The organism is Virgibacillus sp. SK37 (genome assembly GCF_000725285.1).
GTDB lineage: Bacteria > Bacillota > Bacilli > Bacillales > Amphibacillaceae > Virgibacillus_Q.
The window spans coordinates 754,962-771,592 of sequence record NZ_CP007161.1 but is presented as its reverse complement, the minus strand read 5'-3'; the positions used below and the strand labels follow the sequence as shown (position 1 = coordinate 771,592).

The following is a 16,631-nucleotide window of genomic DNA, read 5'->3' as shown; positions in this document are numbered from 1 at the left end:
TGGCTCCTAGCGACTAGCGCGACTTCCTTCCCCTTCGTACAATAAGTCAACATCGATTCATTTACATTCATCGTGTTTCCTTTATCTCCTACGGGTCAGTCCAGTCCGTACGTCGCTGAGCAGTCGCCTCAGCTTTTTATTTGATGTCGTTGTTACTCTTATTTAGTTTTCAAGGTACAAAAAGAGAGATTCGCTCTCTCAAAACTGAACCAAACAACCATGTATGTCCTTACCGGAAGACCCGAAGGTCCTCGGCGTTCCGTTCTAAATCCTTAGAAAGGAGGTGATCCAGCCGCACCTTCCGATACGGCTACCTTGTTACGACTTCACCCCAATCATTGGTCCCACCTTCGGCGGCTGGCTCCAAAAGGTTACCTCACCGACTTCGGGTGTTACCAACTCTCGTGGTGTGACGGGCGGTGTGTACAAGGCCCGGGAACGTATTCACCGCGGCATGCTGATCCGCGATTACTAGCGATTCCGGCTTCATGCAGGCGAGTTGCAGCCTGCAATCCGAACTGAGAATGGTTTTATGGGATTTGCTTGACCTCGCGGTTTTGCTTCCCTTTGTTCCATCCATTGTAGCACGTGTGTAGCCCAGGTCATAAGGGGCATGATGATTTGACGTCATCCCCACCTTCCTCCGGTTTGTCACCGGCAGTCACCTTAGAGTGCCCAACTAAATGCTGGCAACTAAGATCAAGGGTTGCGCTCGTTGCGGGACTTAACCCAACATCTCACGACACGAGCTGACGACAACCATGCACCACCTGTCACTCTGTCCCCGAAGGGAACTCGGTATCTCTACCGATTGCAGAGGATGTCAAGACCTGGTAAGGTTCTTCGCGTTGCGTCGAATTAAACCACATGCTCCACCGCTTGTGCGGGCCCCCGTCAATTCTTTTGAGTTTCAGCCTTGCGGCCGTACTCCCCAGGCGGAGTGCTTAATGCGTTAACTTCAGCACTAAGGGGCGGAAACCCCCTAACACCTAGCACTCATCGTTTACGGCGTGGACTACCAGGGTATCTAATCCTGTTCGCTCCCCACGCTTTCGCGCCTCAGCGTCAGTTACAGACCAGAGAGTCGCCTTCGCCACTGGTGTTCCTCCACATCTCTACGCATTTCACCGCTACACGTGGAATTCCACTCTCCTCTTCTGTACTCAAGTCCTCCAGTTTCCAATGACCCTCCACGGTTAAGCCGTGGGCTTTCACATCAGACTTAAAGGACCGCCTGCGCGCGCTTTACGCCCAATAATTCCGGACAACGCTTGCCCCCTACGTATTACCGCGGCTGCTGGCACGTAGTTAGCCGGGGCTTTCTGGTTAGGTACCGTCAAGGTGCCGCCCTATTCGAACGGCACTTGTTCTTCCCTAACAACAGAGCTTTACGATCCGAAAACCTTCATCACTCACGCGGCGTTGCTCCGTCAGACTTTCGTCCATTGCGGAAGATTCCCTACTGCTGCCTCCCGTAGGAGTCTGGGCCGTGTCTCAGTCCCAGTGTGGCCGATCACCCTCTCAGGTCGGCTACGCATCGTTGCCTTGGTGAGCCGTTACCTCACCAACTAGCTAATGCGCCGCGGGCCCATCTGTAAGTGGTAGCAAGAAGCCACCTTTCAACTTTCCATCAGGTGATGAAAAGTATTATCCGGTATTAGCCCCGGTTTCCCGGGGTTATCCCAGTCTTACAGGCAGGTTGCCCACGTGTTACTCACCCGTCCGCCGCTCGTTCCACAAGCGTCACCTCCGAAGAGGATCAGCTTGCTTCCCGCGCTCGACTTGCATGTATTAGGCACGCCGCCAGCGTTCGTCCTGAGCCAAGATCAAACTCTCCATAAAAGTTTGAATAAGATCGACACCAATCAATCTTATCTCAATGTCTTAGCTGCAGAAGCGTTAACTTCTGGCTTTTAAAAATCAACGAAAAACGTCATGTTTTTCTTGACATACTGGTTGTTTTGTTCAGTTTTCAAAGAGCGAATTCGTTAGTCACTTTCTCAAAACAGCGACTTTATTAATATATCATGTTTCAGTTATCATGTCAACAACTTTTTTTAAATTACTTTAAGTTGCTGTGTCGCTGATCAATTTGGCGACTTTATTAATATATCATACTTTCATGAGCTAAGTCAATAAGTAATTTATATATTTTTTCGCCGTCTGAACAAAATTCATTTGTTTTTTGCGACGGATTTAACTTTATCATGGTTACATTACAAAGTCAACAAAAAGTTTAACAAAACATTACACTTTATGACAACAATACTACCTAGCCTCTAAATCATTGCAATAAAAGAAACTCCCTCTATTCAATTATATAGAAACGGATCCTCAGCTTTGACGGAGGAACCGTCCTTCTACATTCATTTAACTCTCATCGTTTATCATATATTTCCGATGGTATACATCTATACCTTTAGTCTCTTGCTTAACCGTCATTATTATTTTTTTCTCAATTAAGTAGGAGATAATAGCTGTGAGATCAAGAGAAAAGTCCTTAATATGAGGATGCTCAATTAATTCCCCGTAAGACCAAGGTGTGTCTTTTGTCTTCATTACAGTTAAAAGTTGTTGTGAGGAAGCAAGTGCTCTGCTGCTTAAAACAAAATCCATAGCTATAATCATTAGCTGAATTCTTTTCTCTAACTCTTCGTTTCCTTCAATGAATTCTTCATATAGCTTATAAACTTCAAGATCTATTTGCTTCACCTGGCTCCAGACAGTTACTTCCGGATAATAGCCTTTTTCAATAACCGCCAGTCGAGCTAAATAATGCAAAGAGTACAGAATTTTACTATTTGCATCCTTGTAATCGCCTGATTCATACAAGTCCTTTGCTTCATTAAAGCTTTTTACTAGTTTACCAAACTCTAACATCTTCCGTGAATTTCGCTTTTCATTCGGGAAATCTCTGAGCTGATCTTTTAATTGATAGATGTATTCATTCCGATCAAAAATAACCCGTCCATATATAATCCACTCGACTGCTCTTCTGTATCCACTTTTATCTATCCATTCCATAAGGACATCTTCTTTAACAACGTGCATGGCAGCAGTTTTATCATCAAACTCATAATGTTTTACATGCCAATCCTGTTTTGCTTCCTTCATTATAATAAGCAGGATCACATCAAAGTTATCAGTAACAGGGCTATTTTGTTTCGTTCTTTCCATAATTAGTATTCCCAATGTGTCAGCATCACTTGCATGTTCTTGATATATAGGTCTCAGGAAATTTTCCATTGCTGATTTCCTCCAATTTATTTCTATTTTTATATATAATAATTCGTTACATTTACGTGAATTCCTTTTTCTTCATCAAATTTTTCATTAAAATATGCTATACTGACTAATGTATTATTAAGGAGGATAAGGATGGCGCAGTTAGTTTATTCAAGTAAAATAAATAAAATAAGATCATTTGCTTTGATACTCATATTTGCAGGAATTCTTTTAATGTATGGAGGTATTCTAACAAAAAAGATAGAGTGGTTAATGGTCACCTTTTTCATTCTGGGAGTAATCATGGTCGTGCTTAGTTGTGTTGTTTACCTTTGGATTGGCACATTATCACTAAAAGCTGTTCCTATTGTCTGCCCAAATTGCGAAAAGCCGACAAAAATGCTTGGTCGTGTAGATGCTTGCATGCATTGCAAACAGCCACTCACACTTGATAAGAATTTAGAAGGCAAAGAATTTGATGAAAAATATAACACGAGAAAATATAACAAAGAACTAAAAGCACGGCAAATAAATAAAGATAATTAAACTCCGTCTTCGTGGCGGAGTTTTTTATAGAAAAGAGGACAACAATGATACTTGTTATAGACAATTATGATTCCTTCACTCATAACATTGTGCAATATTTGAAACAGCTTGAGTTAAAAATTAGGATAAAGCGTAATGATGAAATAACTATAGAAAAAATAGAAAAAATGGAACCATCCCATATTTTAATTTCCCCTGGGCCCGGTTGCCCGGATCAAGCAGGGATTTGTTTAGATGTAGTGGGACATTTCTATAAGCAAATACCTATTTTCGGGGTATGTCTGGGGCATCAGGTTATCGCTCAAGCCTTTGGAGCAAATATTATTAAGGCAGAACAACCCATGCATGGAAAAGTATCATCCATTCAACATGATGGCAAGGGTATATTCCAGCACTTAAACAACCCGCTAACTGCGACCAGATATCACTCTCTTATTGTCGATCCAAATACATTACCCAATTGCCTCCATGTAACAGCTACAACAAGCAATGGAGAAATTATGGCGTTAAGGCATGGCTTGTATCCGGTGGAATCCATCCAATCCCATCCGGAAGCGATTCTGACAGAACAGGGATTAGAGATTTTTAAAAACTTTTTTAAAAAGAAGGAGGTGCCCATGAATGGATCCCCTGCTCTATTTTAATTTCCGTACAGACAATAAAAAAGAAGCACCATTACTTTTTCAACATCCTGTGCGCATCATCCAAGCTTCATCTGTAACCGAAGTGCTTCCGGCATTAGTTGAGGTTCAACAATCCGTAAATGAAGGCTATTATGCTGCAGGCTATCTTTCCTATGAAGCTGCTCCTGCATTTGACCATGCAGCATACACCCATTCCAGCTCAAATCTGCCTTTGCTGTGGTTTGGTATCTTTAATGAGCCTGAACAAAGAGAGATTCAAAGCTATAAATCATTTCGGACTTCTAAGTGGTCACACCGAAGCTCCAAGACTGAGTATGAAGAGAACCTAAATAAGATAAAAGAGCAGATTGAAAGTGGAGATACATACCAAGTAAATTATACTGTACGAATGCATGCAGCCTTCCAAGGTGATCCTTTATCGTATTATACCTGTTTAAGTAAAGCACAGTCTGCGAATTACGGCGCCTATTTTAATATTAATGATTTTTCCATTCTGTCAGCCTCCCCGGAATTGTTTTTCCATTTAAAAGAAGGAAAGATAACTACAAGACCGATGAAAGGGACTTTGGCCCGGGGAAGGACAGCTGCTGAGGATACCCAAAACAAAGAATGGCTTTATCATTCCGAAAAGAACCGTGCAGAAAATGTGATGATCGTTGACTTGTTAAGAAATGACTTGGGTGCCATTGCCATCCCTGGAACGGTTAAAGTACCTCATTTATTTTCTATTGAAACATACCCTACCGTCCATCAAATGACTTCAACGGTTACAGCTGAATTGGAGGAGAACCACACAATTACTGATATATTTAAGGCGCTTTTTCCGTGTGGTTCGATTACAGGCGCACCTAAAATTAGCACAATGAGAATTATTAATGAGTTGGAAGACGAACCAAGAGATGTATATTGTGGAACAATGGGTTACATCACACCGGAAAATGAGGCTGTCTTTAACGTACCAATTCGAACGGTTATTTTAGACAAAGAAAAAGGAATTGCTACTTACGGTGTGGGCGGCGGTATAACTTGGGACTCAAAAACGGATGAGGAATATGAAGAAGTAATTACGAAAGCCAAGGTGTTGGAAGTAAATCATGAACCATTCCGATTACTAGAATCAATTGGGTGTGAACATGGAGAAATATTCTTGTTAGAATTACATGTAGAACGCTTAAAAAGAGCTGCTGACTTCTTTAACTTTCAGATAGATACGAACAAAATCAAGCAGGATCTAACTACGTATATAGAAGGCTTGGAACATAGGCAGTGGAAAGTTCGCTTACTGGCAGATGAGTATGGAGACACGGAAATAGAAGCAAAAGCCGTTTCTCCCTTTAACAACATTCCGCCTGTTGGTCTTGCCACTAAACCAATTGATCGTACCAACCCATTTTTATACTATAAGACGACGAATCGCTCCGTGTACAAGGAGCACCTTTCCGAAAATACGGACGTATTCGATGCACTTCTATGGAATGAGAACAGAGAAATAACCGAATTTACTAACGGGAACATCGTTGTAGAAAAAAACGGAAAGCGGTATACCCCACCAGTTGAATCCGGACTTTTGGCAGGAACATTCCGGAAGCACCTACTCGAAAAGGGTGAAATAGAAGTAAGAAAAATAATGCTCGATGAGCTTCCTTCCTATTCTCGTATATGGCTAATAAATAGTGTACGGAGATGGGTTGAAGTAAAACTGATTTGATTTTAAGGAAGCACTTTGGGTGTACCATTTACCGATGTGATCTGGACATGCCTATAAATGTCGCTGTTCATCCAATCTTTCTCCTAAAACAGCAAGAAAACCCAAATGCGTAGCGTACGCATTTGGGTTTTTATAGATAAAAAAGTATAAAGCGAAAATGACTCGCTCAGGCTAGTGCCATTTCAGGAGTATTAATGCTTTTGTGTTGCAACTTGTTGGCAAGCTTCACAAGTACCATATACTTCCATCCGGTGATGACTGACATCAAAACCAGTAACCTGCTCCGCCAATGACTCCACTTCATCCAATGGAGGGTAATGAAAATCAACTATTTTTCCGCAAGATTCACAAATAGCATGGTAATGTTCAGCAGTATTACAGTCAAATCTGCTTGAGGCATCTCCATATGTGAGCTCCCTTACCAATCCTATCTCTTTTAAAACACGCAGATTATTATACACTGTTGCAACACTCATATTCGGGAATTTCCCTTCCAGTGCTTTATATATTTCATCTGCTGTTGGATGAACCATGGAATTTAAAAGATATTCCAATACCGCATGGCGTTGTGGTGTGATCCGGACGCCTGATTCTTTTAGTGTATCTATTGCTTGTCGTAAACGTTTTTCAGACACCGTCATCCACCTCTCTTTCAGTATTTTGTCTAATTACAAGGATATTATCAATTTATAATCTTTATAAATAGTGTACTGCTTACCATGGCTCTCTGTCAATAAAAGTATATTATAAATTAAGAATCATTATAACTAATATTTCCACTTAGACTGCATGGGCCATTTTAATAAGGTTCTTTTAATAACCCCTGCTAACATCAATTTTGTTTACAAAATCATCCTTACCTTGAAGGTATATCTTAAGGTTTTCTTCAAAAATATCTAATGCCCGCTTTTGGTATAGCTTGGAAATCCCTGACAAATGTGGTGTAACAGTAATATTTTCTTCATCCCAAAAAGGATGGTCATTTGGTAGAGGCTCCTCTTCAAAAACATCTAACACAGCATGTGCTATTTCTTTATTTCTTATCGCATCTAAGATAACTTCTGTTTTCACCGCATCCCCTCGTCCCATATTGAGAAACACGGCATGCTTTGGAAGCTTCCTGAAATGTTCATATGTATAAAACTCTCTCGTTTCTTTTGTGCTGGGCAGCACAGATACAACTATATCTGTTTCTGGCAATAAGCGCTCCAGCTCAGTGGATTGGTAATTTTCATCAAAATGCTCTCTCTGTTCCCCACTTCTTGAGAGTCCAATTGTCTTCATTTGAAAAGCTTTTGCAAGTCGAGCTACTTCCTGCCCAATTGCTCCAGCTCCTGCCACAAGTAGCGTCTTTCCGTTCAATTCTTCCATTCGCACATGACGATCCCAATCATGCTCCTTTTCTCTTTCCTTTAGTATTTTTGCTTGGCGGTATACTTGAAGTAGCATAGATATTGCATACTCTGCCATCGGTGTTTTATGAATGCCTCGTGCATTAGTTACAAGAATTCCTTTAGCCTTAATAGCGTCAAATGGCATCCGGTCCATTCCGGCAGATAAAACCATAATCCATTTTAATTGAGCGGCATGTTCGATTAATTCAGGAGTTAAATCTTCTCCGTATGTAACTAAGATCTCCGCTGCTTTCAAATATGCACTCGCTTCATCCATTGAAGAGCACATAATGAACTGCTGTTCCGGAAATGCTTCTTTCAATCTTATCTGATGCTTTTCTGATATTTTTGCAGAAAAAAGGATCAAGTTAGTCAACCTCCCTTAATATACTCTCTATATTAAAGGAATTTATATGCATTGAAAACTAAGAAGGTTATGAATTTTAATTAGTCATCATTTTTTTCATTGACTGCCAAGCAATCCTTATATCCAACTTTAATGAACAATATTTACAATAGAAGCGTTCCTCTTCATCGTAAGCTTGGTTACTTTTTTCAACTTCTTCTATTAAAGTGAGTCCAGACAAACCAGGTCTCATAGAAAGGTGGCTTGAATCAGCTGAAGAAATTTGCTCCGTTTCCTTTGCTAGTGGGCCAATAAAACTCATTTCCCCTTTCAATACATTCCATAATTGGGGTAATTTATCCAGCTTATACTTCTTAAGCCACCTGCCTGTTGGTGTAACTATACTCGTGGACCCCTTATAGTAATGAATGGGAACCGGTTTTGTTTTTGCTTCTGGAAAAGCATGAATGACACGAGAAGGATTGGTCATCGTACGAAAGTAAAGCATTTGGAAATACTTACCATTTTTACCGATACATGACTTCCTAGTCAGAACCGGTCTCCCCTCCCTTTTTATAATTTGGTAACTAATGAAGAGAAGTAACGGAGACAGTAGAAATAATAGACTGATACTTATACAAATGTCCATGATCCGCTTCATGACATAGTAACTTGATAGTTCCTTTTTTTCAGGACGTATTTGTTTTTCATGTATCATACAATCACCCAATTTCTAATAGAATTCAGACTCATTCTCTATTAGAAATCTATTCTTAAACATTGCTTTATATTACAAAAATTAATAATACTTGATAGGGAGTAACCAGGAAATATAAAAAAAAGCAGCCTGCTAAAAGACTGCTTCTTTTCTTCTTATTGATTTGCACGTAGATATTCAAGTGCCTCTTCCACATGCCCTTTGACGCGCACTTTTCGGTATTCTTTAACTAAGTTGCCTTCTTTATCAAGAATAAAAGTCGAACGCTCAATTCCATAATATTCTTTACCAAAGTTTTTCTTTAGTTTCCATACGTCAAATTCCTCTGCCAACTCATGATTCTCATCTGCAAGCAATAAAAAAGGCAGATCATGTTTATCAATAAACTTCTGATGACGCTCAATCGGGTCTGGGCTTACACCAATAATTACTGCATCTACTTCCCCAAAGCTTTCATGTGCGTCACGGAAATCACATGCCTGCGTAGTACAGCCTGGCGTCATGTCCTTTGGGTAAAAATAAAGCACTACATTTTTGCCTTTAAAATCAGATAGACGAACTTCATTTCCCCTCTGGTCAGGTAATGTGAAGTCTTTTACTTGTTTACCTACTTCAACAGCCATTATACCCCTCCTGAATGATAGTATATCTACTATACCATAGTAGCCTTTATCCTTCATTCATCTCTACTTCTTCCTCTTAACTCCACCACTCTTAATACGAAAGCCGCAGGGAGAATATATCCAATAAGTGCTTCTGCAATCGCAATAAACCTCCCAATTCCAATGGGGGTAATATCACCATAGCCGATGGTTAAAATGGTTACTCCACTAAAATACATCGAATGGATAAAAGAACCGAGTTTCCCTACCTCTCTTAATTCGCCATTTTCCACCAGGATGGTATTTTGTAAAGATAGGATGAAATACACTAAACCAAACCCAATAATTACAACAATATAAGTAATAAATAGAGTGAAGAATAGTTCAGAGGAAAAGCGGCTATCCTTTAACTCCACCTTGTATTTTCCAATAGGAATAAAGTTAATAATGCTTTTAAGTATGACAACACTAATTAATATTAAGCTAATAACAGGAATTGTATTCATAGGGAACCCTCTCTATCCTTTTCTATATAATCAGTCTATGCTTTTTTTTCTTAAGCTTGTCATTTATTTACAAGAGGTTTACGATAATGTAGGGAAACAGTAATGTACCCTAATCGTTTATTTTGTTATATTGTTAATTGATTTGATGCTAATCAAAGGAGGAAAATTTAAATGGACTTTACTAATTCAGAACGATTACATAAAGAAGCATTGCAACATATTGTGGGAGGGGTGAATTCTCCATCACGTGCGTATAAAGGAGTTGGAGGCGGAACTCCTGTTTATATGGAAAGAGGACAAGGTGCCTACTTCTGGGATGTAGACGGGAATAAATATATTGACTATTTAGGAGCATATGGACCAATTATTACAGGCCATGCCCATCCGCATATAGCTAAAGCAATTGCTCATGCAGCTACAACCGGGGTATTATATGGCACCCCAACAAAATTGGAAAATCAATTTGCTAAAATGATAAAAGAAGCAATCCCTTCACTGGAAAAAGTGCGGTTTGTTAATTCAGGGACAGAAGCAGTAATGACAACTATTCGTGTAGCTAGAGCTTACACTGGTCGCAACAAAGTAATTAAATTTGCTGGCTGCTACCATGGGCATTTTGATGCGGTTCTTGTCCAGGCTGGTTCTGGTCCTGCTACATTAGGAACACCGGATTCGGCGGGAATTCCTAAAGCTGTTGCTCAGGACGTGATTACTGTCCCGTTTAATGACTTAGAGGCCTTTAACGAAGCAATAACTAAGTGGGGTGACGAAATTGCTGCAGTTTTAGTGGAGCCAATTGTTGGCAACTTTGGTATTGTTGAACCTCATGAAGGTTTCTTACAAGCAGTCAATGACATCACACACAAAGCTGGTGCCCTAGTAATTTATGATGAAGTTATCACCGCATTCCGCTTTACGTATGGAAGTGCACAAAAAGTTTATGGAATTGAACCAGATATGACAGCAATGGGGAAAATCATTGGCGGGGGACTTCCAATTGGAGCATATGGAGGCAGAATGGATATCATGGAACAGGTGGCACCACTTGGACCTGCATACCAGGCGGGAACCATGGCAGGTAACCCCGCCTCAATGGCAGCAGGAATCGCTTGTTTAGAGGTTCTTCAAGAAGAGGGCGTTTACGAAAAACTTGACCAATTGGGAGAGAAGTTGGAGAAAGGTATTCTTCAGCAGGCGGAGAAGCATGGCATCCCTGTATCTGTGAATAGATTATGCGGTGCCCTCACTTTATATTTTGGAGACCAAAAAATCACAAATTATGATCAAGCAGAAGCAAGCGATGGAGAGTCATTTGCCAAATTCTTTAAACTAATGCTAAAGCAAGGGATCAATCTCGCACCATCTAAATTCGAAGCATGGTTCTTAACAATAGCACATACAGAAACAGATATAGAACAAACAATTGACGCCGTCGATAAAGCATTTGCGGCAATGAGTGAATAAATATAAAAAAGCATCCTTTCAAGGGATGCTTTTTTATTAATTCGTACCATCATCCAAGTGCTGCACTTGGTATAAATTATAATATCCACCTTGCTTGCGCATTAACTCTTCATGGGAACCAACTTCTACAATTTCCCCATTTTCAATAAGTACAATTCTGTCAGCATGTGTAATCGTTGCAAGTCGGTGAGCAACAATGAAAGTTGTCCTTTCAGAAGCAAGCTTTTCCAACGCCTCTTGAATTGTATGTTCACTCTCTAAATCAAGTGCAGAGGTAGCTTCATCAAAAATTAAAATTGGCGGATTTTTTAGAAATACACGTGCAATGGCAATCCGCTGTTTTTGACCACCAGATAACTTAACCCCTCGCTCCCCAACAAACGTATCATAACCATATGGAAGACTTTCAATAAATTCATGGGCGTTCGCAGCTTTAGCAGCAGAGATAACTTCTTCATCTGTTGCATCCGGATTACCCATCCGAATATTCATAGCAATAGATTCACTAAATAACGTATTATCCTGTAATACCATGCCAATATTATTACGCAAAGAGCGTGCATTTACATGTTGCACATCATTTCCGTCTACTTTAATCGCACCTTTGGTAACATCATAAAAACGAGGAATTAAACTAATTAATGTTGATTTTCCTCCACCACTCATACCAACAAATGCAATTGTTTCTCCTGCCCTCACATGCAATGTAACGTTATTCAGAACTTCAAGCTCTTCCTCATCATACCGAAAGGAAACATTTTCAATATCTACATGTCCTTCTACATTCGTAAGTTTTTTTGCATCCTTTTTGTCTACCACATCGTATTTTTCATTAAGTAATTCAAAAACACGGTCAATGGAAGCAATAGATTGTACAAGTGTAGTTGACGAGTTAATCAGCCGACGAAGTGGACTGTATACTCTTTCCATATACCCAACGAAAGCTACCATTGTACCTAATGTTAAGTTACCATGAATGACCTGGTAGCCCGCATATGCAATAACCAGTAATGGAGCAAGGTCAGTAATTGTATTGGTAACAGCAAATGTCTTTGCATTCCAACTCGTGTGTTTCAATGCTCTATCCAGGAAGTTCTCATTTCGGTAACTGAATTGCTTCTGCTCATAATCTTCCAGTGCAAAGCTCCTGGTGACTGGTACACCTTGGACACGTTCATGTAAATGTCCTTGCACCTCGGCAAGTGCCTGTGATCTTTCACGGGTAAGCCGCCTTAATCTGCCATAGAAATACTTAATGGAAAACCCATAGAATGGAAATAGTATGATTGCAACGAGGGTTAAGCCTACATCCATTGTCATCATAATACCAATTGCAATGAGAATTGTTACTAAGTCCAGCCATACGTTCATTAGTCCGGTAATAACAAAAGTTTTCGTTTGTTCGACATCATGTATTACCCTGGAAATAATTTCCCCGGTTTTTGTCTTAGAGTAATATTTCAAACTAAGTTTTTGCAGATGGTCAAAGAGTCTATCCCTTATATCATAAAGGATTTTATTACCTACCCATTGTGCTAGATATTGTCGTATGTACTCTACAGGAGGACGCAGAACAAGGAACACGACAAAGGATACACCCATTAACCATAATAAGTTTGTCGTTTTTTCTGGGGAGCTTAATCCTTCTGCATTAATAATATTATCGATTACATATTTAAGTATGAGCGGCATTAATAACGGTATTCCGAATTTAATAATACCAATTAATATAGTAGCTACTATTTTCCACTTATATGGCTTTACAAATTTCATGTATTGCTTTACACTGCTCATGTTTTAAACTTCCTTTATCCATAATTGAAAGAAAAACCTCGCTACTTAAAGTAACAAGGAAGAATTTTTTTATCAGGTTTAGCGATATGTTAAATATCTCTCATACCAACCATCAATAAAATCTGGAGAAAAAGGGCCTTTCTTTTGGCGAACCCACCGGAGTAAATAATCCATATTATTATGTAGGATACGATCAAGCACTCGTGGATAGTTCATCAATTTACTATGCTCTTCATATTCATCCTCATCGAGAAGGTCGTATGTCATATCGGGATATACTTTAACATCTAAATCATAGTCAATATACTTTAGTGCTTCTTCATCATATACAAAAGGAGAACTTATGTTGCAGTAATAATAAATCCCGTCATCCCGCAACATACCAATAATATTAAACCAATGCTTGGAATGAAAGTAACAAATAGCAGGCTCTCTTGTAATCCAAGTTCTGCCGTCACTTTCCACTACTTTTGTTTTATCATTGGCCAGAATAACAATTGATTCTGTTCCTTTCAAAACAAGGCTGTTTTCCCACACGCGATGAAGTTGTCCATTATGTTTATAGCTCTGTATCTTTATTTTGGTACCTGGCCTCGGCGCAACCATCCTATCTCCCTTTCTCGTAGTTTGTAATCCGTATCTAATCTTGACTACATTATACGGGCTCCAATAGGAAATATAAAGTATAACGCCCACTATAAGAGCAAATAAGCTAGGTATATCATCAATAAATGACAAGCGATGGACAAGGGCTGCTCGTTTTCTTTTAAGTTATAACAAAGTACTATGTCAGGTAAATTTAGTTGTTTTGCAGTAAATTATACAAATTAAAAAAGAGTTCCCCGGTTACAGTCCAGCTGCAACAGAGAAACTCTTTTCATATCGGGGGAAGATACTATTTTTTATTTTGTTGTGATTTCTGATTTTGCTTTTTAACTTCCTGAGCGTTTGTTTCAGAAGCAAATTCAGTACCGTATTGCCCTTGTCCTTGAGCAGCTTTTTGGTTTTGTTGCTTTACATGCTGAACGTTTGTACCTGAAGTAGTTTGGTTAGGTTTTTTAGCCATCATTATCACCTCCGCAATAATTAATCTGTCCACCTTCAAATGTTATTATGCTTATCAAGTATTGGTAAAATATACCTTGCCAGAATAAATATTTTGGTTAAGTAAATTATAATAATGTACTACTCATTATGGAGGGAATAGGATGGATACAAGCAGAAGAGATTTTACAGAGCTTTCCATGATGTCGAAGGAAAGATGGCATGATGATGAACTTTACTATTTTCAACATGCATTATCCCAACTATTACCGTATGTAAACCCAGAAGGGCTATCCATACTACATGAAATAAACAAAGAAATGCAAAGCAGAGATTAAGAAAAGCGCAAGCGCCTTAAAGCCAAAATGTTATAGCTCCTATCAAAAATCCGGGCTCTCATACAGGGGCCCGGATTATAAATAATCCATCATTTTTTGATGTGAGACCGGGAACGGATATGCGAGCATTTCTTCCTTTGAAACAAAGCGGATATTATCTCCTATTAGTTCATCTGCAGTTGTACTCGCTTCATAAATATCCAGCTCCCAAATAATATGAGAAAAAACATGTTTCAAATTACCAACTTTAAGTTTTAATTCAATTTTTATCCCGTATTGTTTGTAAAGCCAATCTTCCAGGTTATCCTTTTCTTCTTCTGGCACCATCGGAAATTGCCATAGATTGGCTAACAAGCCTCCATCAGATCGCTTTTCAATCAAATATTGATTGCTTTTGTTTTTTATTAAAGGCACGAGATAGGGAAGCGTTTTTTGCTTTTTTTGCTTTTTTCTTTATTGGCAGTTCCTCCTGAACCCCTTCAGCAAATGCACTACATTGTTCTTGAACAGGACAAAATAGACATGCTGGTGATTTCGGTGTACAAATGAGAGCCCCTAATTCCATTACAGCTTGGTTAAAAGAAGAAGGATCATCTTTATCAATCATCTCTTTTACATACGCTTCAAAAAGCTTCTTAGTCCGTTGCAGCGTTATATCCTCTTCTATTCGAAGTACGCGCGAAAAAACTCGCATCACATTTCCGTCGACGGCAGGTTCAGCCTGATTAAATGCAATCGATAAAATTGCCCCTTTCGTGTATGGTCCAACTCCTTTTAATGCCCCAAGATCTTTTGGATTAGTAGGTACTTCTCCCCCATATTCTGCTACTACTTCACGAACGGCGTTTTGCAAATTCCGTGCTCGGGAATAGTAACCTAAGCCCTCCCATGCTTTTAGAACTTCCTGCTCATCCGCAGCAGCTAAATCTTCGAGCGTGGGAAACTTTTCCATGAATCGATAGAAATAGGGAATAACCGTGTCTACTTTCGTTTGCTGTAGCATAATTTCAGAAACCCACACACGGTATGGATCTCGATTCATTCTCCAGGGCAAGTCCCGTTGATTGATCTTATACCAGTTAATTAAATTTCTTTGAAATCGCGTAATGTCAATGTTTTGTAAGCTTTTATTAATCATAAAATCACTTCCTATATGGTACAATAAAAATAATTATACTTTCTATTTTTGTACTTGGTACTTTTTACTTTCTAATAAAAACAATTTTGAGCAAATAATAAAGAATAACCCTACCACTGGAGGAGGACCTTTTTAATGGATACTGGCACACATATCGTCATGGGTGTAGCACTTGGCGGCATAGCTACATTAGATCCTGCCGTTCAAAGTGATCCAGCATTATTTAATGCAGTTCTTGTGGGAACAATTGTAGGTTCTCATGCACCTGATTTTGATACTGTTTTAAAATTAAAAAATAATGCCACTTATATACGTCATCATCGGGGAGTAACTCATTCCCTGCCTGCAGTCATTATGTGGGGCATTCTTATTTCAAGTATTATACATTTGTTTGTTCCACAAGTGGAGTTTTTCTACTTATGGTTATGGACGGCAATTGCCGTTATACTCCATGTATTCGTAGATATATTCAATGCATATGGAACCCAGGCATATCGGCCGTTTACAAATAAGTGGGTCGCCCACGGATTTATTAACACATTTGATCCATATATATTTATCCTGCATATAGCAGGGATCTGCGTATGGGCACTTGGAGCTAACCCTGGGTATACATGGCTAATTATCTACTCAGTAATTTTCCTTTATTATATTAAAAGATATTTGGATAAAAGGGAAATTGTTAAAAAAGTTAAAAGCTATTATCCCGAAACCGAAAAAATTGCAACATCACCAACAATAAAGCAGAACTACTGGCGTGTAGCTATAACGACGAAGACTAAATTCTACGTTGGTGCAGTGGAAAACGGCCATATCGAAATTGTAGATGAGTTTATTAAGAAACCTCTCCCAGAGACAGAAATAATGGATAAAGCATTAACAGATAAAAACATTTCTGCATTTTTATCCTTTTCACCTGTCTACCGCTGGGAGGTCAACGATTATGATGATTTCACCGAGGTTCGATTTATTGATTTGCGATACCGTTCGAAAGGCTATTACCCCTTCGTTGCAGTAGTACAAATTAGTGATAATATGAACATTATCAGCTCCTACACAGGGTGGATTTTCTCTGAAAAGAAACTACAGAGCAAATTGTATGTAGAGGAATCACCTGTTTAAATACAAAAGCGGAAGCGCCCGTTTAGCAACGTACAAACTGCG

General features: G+C 39.3%; 15 protein-coding genes, 1 rRNA gene and 1 pseudogene. 6 read left to right on the top strand and 11 right to left on the bottom strand.

Annotation, left to right across the window (positions count from 1 at the left end):
• Positions 1-276 precede the first annotated feature (276 nt).
• Together X953_RS03865 and X953_RS03860 are read right to left on the bottom strand one after the other, a co-directional pair.
• A 16S ribosomal RNA gene (locus X953_RS03865) occupies positions 277-1,842 on the bottom strand.
• A gap of 528 nt (positions 1,843-2,370) precedes the next feature.
• Positions 2,371-3,246, bottom strand: coding sequence for a nucleotidyltransferase-like protein (locus X953_RS03860; RefSeq protein ID WP_040954446.1), 876 nt, complete (start codon positions 3,244-3,246; stop codon positions 2,371-2,373).
• A 132-nt stretch (positions 3,247-3,378) separates the two neighbouring features.
• On the opposite strand from X953_RS03860, the gene X953_RS03855 reads away from it, so the two are divergent.
• From X953_RS03855 to pabB, 3 genes are read left to right on the top strand one after another with little or no spacing between them, the layout of a single operon-like run.
• Entirely contained in the window at positions 3,379-3,771 is a 393-nt protein-coding gene (locus X953_RS03855; RefSeq protein ID WP_040954445.1) for a YgzB family protein, read from the top strand.
• 44 nt (positions 3,772-3,815) lie between these two features.
• The gene (locus X953_RS03850) at positions 3,816-4,415 is read left to right on the top strand and encodes an aminodeoxychorismate/anthranilate synthase component II (RefSeq protein WP_040954444.1); all 600 of its coding nucleotides are present in this window, start codon (positions 3,816-3,818) and stop codon (positions 4,413-4,415) included.
• Entirely contained in the window at positions 4,393-6,123 is a 1,731-nt protein-coding gene (gene pabB, locus X953_RS03845; RefSeq protein ID WP_040954443.1) for an aminodeoxychorismate synthase component I, read from the top strand. The genes X953_RS03850 and pabB overlap by 23 nt, the downstream gene beginning before the upstream one ends.
• A gap of 191 nt (positions 6,124-6,314) precedes the next feature.
• Here pabB and perR read toward each other — a convergent pair whose 3' ends face one another.
• From perR to X953_RS03820, 5 genes are all read right to left on the bottom strand, one after another.
• Positions 6,315-6,764 (bottom strand): peroxide-responsive transcriptional repressor PerR, encoded by a 450-nt coding sequence (perR, locus tag X953_RS03840; RefSeq protein ID WP_040954442.1) that lies wholly within the window; start codon positions 6,762-6,764, stop codon positions 6,315-6,317.
• Positions 6,765-6,936: 172 nt separating this feature from the next.
• On the bottom strand, positions 6,937-7,884 hold the full coding sequence (locus tag X953_RS03835) for a D-2-hydroxyacid dehydrogenase (protein WP_040954441.1): 948 nt from the start codon (positions 7,882-7,884) through the stop codon (positions 6,937-6,939).
• A 76-nt stretch (positions 7,885-7,960) separates the two neighbouring features.
• Positions 7,961-8,581 carry a sugar transferase gene (locus X953_RS03830; RefSeq protein WP_052350030.1) on the bottom strand — a complete coding sequence of 207 codons (621 nt, stop codon included), beginning with the start codon at positions 8,579-8,581 and terminating at the stop codon, positions 7,961-7,963.
• 155 nt (positions 8,582-8,736) lie between these two features.
• A complete protein-coding gene (bcp, locus tag X953_RS03825; protein ID WP_040954440.1) occupies positions 8,737-9,204 on the bottom strand; it encodes a thioredoxin-dependent thiol peroxidase in 468 nt (155 codons plus the stop codon).
• Positions 9,205-9,257: 53 nt separating this feature from the next.
• A complete protein-coding gene (locus X953_RS03820) occupies positions 9,258-9,689 on the bottom strand; it encodes a potassium channel family protein (protein WP_040954439.1) in 432 nt (143 codons plus the stop codon).
• A 171-nt stretch (positions 9,690-9,860) separates the two neighbouring features.
• Between X953_RS03820 and X953_RS03815 the strand changes: the two genes are divergently transcribed.
• Positions 9,861-11,153 carry a glutamate-1-semialdehyde 2,1-aminomutase gene (locus X953_RS03815; RefSeq protein WP_040954438.1) on the top strand — a complete coding sequence of 431 codons (1,293 nt, stop codon included), beginning with the start codon at positions 9,861-9,863 and terminating at the stop codon, positions 11,151-11,153.
• Positions 11,154-11,189: 36 nt separating this feature from the next.
• On the opposite strand, the gene X953_RS03810 is transcribed toward X953_RS03815, so the two are convergent.
• The 3 genes from X953_RS03810 to X953_RS03800 form a co-directional block, all read right to left on the bottom strand.
• On the bottom strand, positions 11,190-12,947 hold the full coding sequence (locus X953_RS03810) for an ABC transporter ATP-binding protein (protein WP_040954437.1): 1,758 nt from the start codon (positions 12,945-12,947) through the stop codon (positions 11,190-11,192).
• A 78-nt stretch (positions 12,948-13,025) separates the two neighbouring features.
• A complete protein-coding gene (locus X953_RS03805) occupies positions 13,026-13,553 on the bottom strand; it encodes a DUF402 domain-containing protein (RefSeq protein WP_040954436.1) in 528 nt (175 codons plus the stop codon).
• Positions 13,554-13,842: 289 nt separating this feature from the next.
• The gene (locus X953_RS03800; protein WP_019375460.1) at positions 13,843-14,013 is read right to left on the bottom strand and encodes a gamma-type small acid-soluble spore protein; all 171 of its coding nucleotides are present in this window, start codon (positions 14,011-14,013) and stop codon (positions 13,843-13,845) included.
• A 142-nt stretch (positions 14,014-14,155) separates the two neighbouring features.
• Here X953_RS03800 and X953_RS19995 point away from each other — a divergent pair, with 142 nt between their 5' ends.
• Entirely contained in the window at positions 14,156-14,329 is a 174-nt protein-coding gene (locus X953_RS19995) for a hypothetical protein (RefSeq protein WP_198023310.1), read from the top strand.
• 75 nt (positions 14,330-14,404) lie between these two features.
• Here X953_RS19995 and mutY read toward each other — a convergent pair.
• Positions 14,405-15,467, bottom strand: a pseudogene (gene mutY / locus X953_RS03795) (A/G-specific adenine glycosylase).
• Positions 15,468-15,602: 135 nt separating this feature from the next.
• On the opposite strand from mutY, the gene X953_RS03790 reads away from it, so the two are divergent.
• On the top strand, positions 15,603-16,589 hold the full coding sequence (locus tag X953_RS03790) for a metal-dependent hydrolase (RefSeq protein WP_040954435.1): 987 nt from the start codon (positions 15,603-15,605) through the stop codon (positions 16,587-16,589).
• Positions 16,590-16,631 lie beyond the last annotated feature (42 nt).